This window comes from Gimesia fumaroli, assembly GCF_007754425.1.
Taxonomy (GTDB): domain Bacteria; phylum Planctomycetota; class Planctomycetia; order Planctomycetales; family Planctomycetaceae; genus Gimesia; species Gimesia fumaroli.
This window is the reverse complement of sequence record NZ_CP037452.1, coordinates 6,626,261-6,630,340: the sequence shown is the minus strand read 5'-3', so window position 1 is coordinate 6,630,340 and position 4,080 is coordinate 6,626,261. Positions and strand designations below refer to the sequence as shown.

4 protein-coding genes are annotated in these 4,080 nt (G+C 46.8%); 3 read left to right on the top strand and 1 reads right to left on the bottom strand.

Annotation, left to right across the window (positions count from 1 at the left end):
* Positions 1 to 452: 452 nt before the first annotated feature.
* Positions 453 to 677 carry a hypothetical protein gene (locus Enr17x_RS25170; RefSeq protein ID WP_145312535.1) on the bottom strand — a complete coding sequence of 75 codons (225 nt, stop codon included), beginning with the start codon at positions 675 to 677 and terminating at the stop codon, positions 453 to 455.
* Positions 678 to 1,144: 467 nt separating this feature from the next.
* Between Enr17x_RS25170 and Enr17x_RS25165 the strand changes: the two genes are divergently transcribed.
* The 3 genes from Enr17x_RS25165 (at position 1,145) to Enr17x_RS25155 (ending at position 3,881) form a co-directional block, all read left to right on the top strand.
* Positions 1,145 to 2,089 (top strand): DUF1559 domain-containing protein, encoded by a 945-nt coding sequence (locus tag Enr17x_RS25165; protein ID WP_145312533.1) that lies wholly within the window; start codon positions 1,145 to 1,147, stop codon positions 2,087 to 2,089.
* A 59-nt stretch (positions 2,090 to 2,148) separates the two neighbouring features.
* The gene (locus Enr17x_RS25160; protein ID WP_145312531.1) at positions 2,149 to 2,574 is read left to right on the top strand and encodes a hypothetical protein; all 426 of its coding nucleotides are present in this window, start codon (positions 2,149 to 2,151) and stop codon (positions 2,572 to 2,574) included.
* A gap of 230 nt (positions 2,575 to 2,804) precedes the next feature.
* Positions 2,805 to 3,881, top strand: coding sequence for a hypothetical protein (locus Enr17x_RS25155; protein WP_145312529.1), 1,077 nt, complete (start codon positions 2,805 to 2,807; stop codon positions 3,879 to 3,881).
* Positions 3,882 to 4,080 lie beyond the last annotated feature (199 nt).

Genomic DNA, 4,080 nt, shown 5'->3' with positions numbered 1-4,080 from the left:
GGTGAACTCCTCTCAACCGAATGTGAATCTGTTGTACCTGGTAAACAGGTTACAAATGTCTGGAAATGAGAATCAGTACATAAAAATCAGGGTCATTTACATCTGGGATGTGTTTACAGATAGCCCAATGAATTTCTGTATAATTCAAGAGGAGGAGAATACCGTACAAAACTCGGTACATCTATACAAAAATTAGAAAAACACAGAGATTTAAAAAACACAGCGAATCATCGTGGTCCCCAGTCTGTTTATGGCCCCATGGGCCTGTGGCTACCCTATACTGTGTAAGTTTCCTGTTGTGTCTGTCTCATCTTGAGAAGGTTGCGTTGCGGGGGAGAAAATAGTGCCAGGTGCGAAGGGTACATATAAAGGGGCAGTGCCATTCAGGTCAGGACTTTTAATATCGAATCCTGCGCCCTTTTAACCCAGTTGTAATCAGAGTCTCTATACGATCAGGCTGACACTTCGACGCCATCAATCATTCCATCGACTTCCACCAGCACGATGCCGAGTTCTTCGTTTTCGAGACCCACGTCGACCTGTTCAAAGAGGTCATTGGTACCATTAAGTTCGACAGTTACCTGCTGCAACGCGCGGTTGAGAAGCTGAATCTCGCCCAGGCGGACCTCCCGTGGCCTGAAAACAGAGATGTGAATGATTCGATTTTGTGAATCCACAGTGAGATGTACGTAGTCTTTGTCATAGGCATAGATCTCTTCGCTGTCCGGAAACCTCTTGAATATCTTAAATCCGCTCTGAGAAGATCGTCATAGTCTGCGGGGGTCTGCCCCAGACACAACGGACCCAGTGATTGACGGGGAGCGATCGTCCACATGAATGGTTCCAATCGGGTAAAAATATCGCTGTTTTTCATTCCTGGCAGAAAATATTTGACATCTTTGAGAACAGATCAGTAAACTTTGAATTAATCTTTTGTATATTAATAAACAAATGTTATAACTAGTGAGGTCTCTAGATTGTCTCCAATCCAGTTTATCACTGAATTCTTAGTGTGAAACGTCATTTTCCATTCTGACTATCAAATGTGATTTCTCGACGAATTCTCATTCACGGGTGTTTCACTCGTCTTAAAGGTTTAGGTATCGATACAGGTTTTTCCTCATTTTATCAAAGGATCGGGATCATGGTGCAGCAAAGAGCACGGGAACGTGGTTTTACGTTAATTGAGTTATTGGTTGTGATTGCCATTATTGCGATCTTGATTGCGCTGTTGCTGCCCGCCGTCCAGCAGGCGCGGGAAGCGGCCCGGAAAAGTGCCTGTAAGAATAACATGAAACAACTCGGTCTGGCCTTTCATAATTATCATGAAACGTTCAAACAATTTCCACTGCAACAGACCTGTTGCGGGCCGGCCGACTCTGGAACCCCTGCTCCGCAGACGTGGCGAATTCGACACAGCTGGACGGTACGGATTCTGCCTTATGTCGACCAGGCTCCTTTATACAATCAGATCAACTTCAGCACGGACGGCATGCATGGCACCAATCTTGCGCTGAAGAAAGAACGACTGAAGGTGGTTGAATGCCCGTCCGATCCGTTGATTCAGGATACCGATACCGGGGCCGATGATATCAGTGGCGAACAGAGAGGGCAGACCGACTACGCGATCTCAGCCGGTGGTCATCCCAACAATACTTCGACTACTCCGGGAACGTCTGGCGCGGCCTACGGGCAATTCGGCAGTATACCCAGGGTAAGAGATGTGCGTGGCATGTTCAGTCGCAGTGGTTACTCTGCCAGAATCAGTCAGGTGACCGACGGGACAACGAATACGATCATGATTGGTGAAGTCGTCGGCCCGCTCTGTCTCTGGCAGGATTGGGGTTATCAGAGCTGGGGCACGATGGCACACCCGATAAATTACCGAAACGAAGAATTGATTGCCGGGACAGTCAGTCGGGGTGATCACAGTGTCTGTATTGGGTTTCGCAGCCGACATGAAGGGGGCGCCTTCTTCACCATGGCCGATGGTAGTGTGCATTTTCTAAGCGAAAACATTGACGGCAATCTTTACCGGAATCTGGGAGATAAGGCCGATGGGAATCCGGTCGATGGATTTGGTGGTTAAGCAATCCGTCGCTGCAAACTGTCTACAACGAGATCGAGTTTGAAATTGAGAGGAGCAATATGACTGGTTTTTTGAACCAAATGCAGCGTTTCGTATTACTGGTATCGGGTATTCTGGTTTGCGGCTGTGGGGGAGGCGTGGATGATGCACCCGAAGTCGCACAAGTGAATGGATCAGTCATGTGGAATGGAAAACCCCTTGAAGAAGGGACGATTGCCTTTCATCCCGCTTCGGGCCGCTCTGCTTCAGGGGTGATTAAAGGGGGCGAGATTGTCGAAGTCACGACGACGACCAAAGGGGACGGCGCCCCCGTGGGTGAGAATCAAGTCACGATCTTTGCCACAAAGCCAGATCCCAAAGATCCCTCCGGGATGGGAAGCATCTCGTTGATTCCCGTGCGATACAATGATGTCAAAAAGTCCGGACTGAAAGCCACGATCAAACCGAATGAGGAAAATAAGGTTAACTTTGATCTGGTGAAGTAAGTAACGTAAGAAGAACAAAGGGGGCATGGTGATAATAAAATTCCTGCCCCTTTCAGCTTCCCTCTAAACCATCCACCTGAATGGAATGCGTGTTTTTTAGATCTTGTCCTGAAATTGCAAAACTACTAAACTTCAGTATCTCATTCAGATGAATGATCTCCTATCAAAACAGCACGTTTAAGCAGCCACCATTTTCTGATAGTGGTCAATATTAGAAGTTTCAAGGAGGGATGGCAGGCATCAACAAATTGACTTCGCAAACTCGATCGGTCCCCATTAAGTTGCCGATTGTTTTCATTTTCGGTTTCATCGTCCTCCTGCTCTCTCCGCTTTCGAAAAGTTGGGGCCAGCCGTGGAAGAACGGTCTTCGTCCGAATCAGATCATTCCTGAAAAAAAAGAGACTTCTAAGAAAACTTCGCCGGTTTCTGCGGGAAGTTCTGTGCCCACCCTGCCACGGAAAGTCAAATATGTGATGTATTCTCGGGGCAAGGTTCCCAGCGGAAACTCTGCACCCACGAAGTCGATCGATGATCTTCCACCGGAAAAAAGAAAGCGGTTTGATCAGGCTTACGAAAATTGGCAATCGGCCCTGAAATATGAGCGTGAGTTGGAGCATAAAATTCTGGAAGAGAATCAACTTCTTGGAACAGCTGTCAAGAAACTCCATCGTGAATTGTCGACGAGAGAATCTCAGCTCAGACAAGAAATAAGGAAATTGCCCTCCGGCTGGAACACAATTCTTCAGCCAAAGAATTCTCCAGAGAGACAGCGCTGGGTGATTGCCTTTCATCGAGCCAATCTAGGCAAGGTGTACCAGGAATTAGCAGAAGATGATTTATTTCGGCCCTTGCTTGCCTGGTGGGCCCAATTCGTATTCACTGATGAGAGGCTGAAATCATTTGTTTTTAAGGAAGACCTCAAAGGTTTGATTCTGGAGAATCAAAAAAACGATTCAACTCTTACAAACGAAGAATATTTAAAAGAACTTTTGGCAATGTATGAACGGCATAGCAACCGCCATGCGGAAGAGTTGCATGCTGCTCAAACAGACTTACAGGTCCCAGACGAGTTACCGAAGTTGCTGACGGATTTAACCAGAATCGATACACAGCATCTGATTTGTTCCACTTACAAACGGTTGAGTGTACCACCACCTGAGCTGGGTGTTGCCAAACAGAACACGGAACAGGTCGCTCAAACACTCACACTGATCTGGCCTCAATGGCATCTCTATCACAAAGCAGAATCACAGCGTTTATTAAAAGAACTTGACGAAAAAAATAAGCGACTTGCAAGAGAAAAATAAGAGACATAAAAAGACATAAAAAGGGGTCAGGGGTGAATGGCACTGCCGCTGTTTTTTGAGTTTGTGTTTGCGCAACGACTCCCGGGTGACGCAGTCACGGTTTTAATTTTCTGATTTTTTGCCAGTTCGCTGGAAATTGTGTTTGGCAAAACCTTTCCTGGCATTATGCTGCGTTCTGGCAAGACCTTCCTTGGGTTGG